Here is a 483-nt window from a genome sequence, read left to right as displayed (position 1 = left end):
TACGAGTTGAGCAAGGCCGGGTTCAAGGTGACCTTGCTGGAAGCCCGGGACCGGGTCGGCGGGCGCAACTGGACGGTGCGTGGTGGCGATCGGGTGGAGTACAGCGACGGCAGCACCCAGGTCGCGCAATTCGGGGAGGGGTTCTACCTCAATGCCGGGGCCGGCCGCCTGCCCAGCCACCATCAGTTGATGCTCGGCTACTGCCGCGAGCTGGGGGTGGAGCTGGAGGTGCTGGTCAATACCAGCCGCAACGCCCTGGTGCGTCCGGATCTTGACCAGCCGGCGTTGCAGATCCGCCAGGCGGTCAATGACAGCCGCGGGCATTTTTCCGAGCTGCTGGCCAAGGCCGTCAATCGCCATGCCCTGGATCAGGAGCTGACACCAGCCGATCGCAGCAACCTGCTGAGTTTCCTGAAAACCTGGGGTGATCTTTCCGACAAGCTGGAGTACCTGGGTTCGGCCCGCTCCGGCTACAAGGTCTGG

General features: G+C 64.8%; 1 protein-coding gene. It reads left to right on the top strand.

The window, feature by feature from the left end:
- On the top strand, positions 1-483 hold a 483-nt coding region (locus F6S12_RS32890), incomplete at both ends, for a flavin monoamine oxidase family protein (protein WP_315870007.1).

Origin of the sequence: Pseudomonas sp. JV245A (genome assembly GCF_032424515.1) — a bacterium.
Lineage (GTDB): Bacteria > Pseudomonadota > Gammaproteobacteria > Pseudomonadales > Pseudomonadaceae > Aquipseudomonas > Aquipseudomonas protegens.
The sequence above is the reverse complement of the archived record's forward strand: the minus strand, read 5'-3'. Positions and strand labels throughout refer to the sequence as shown.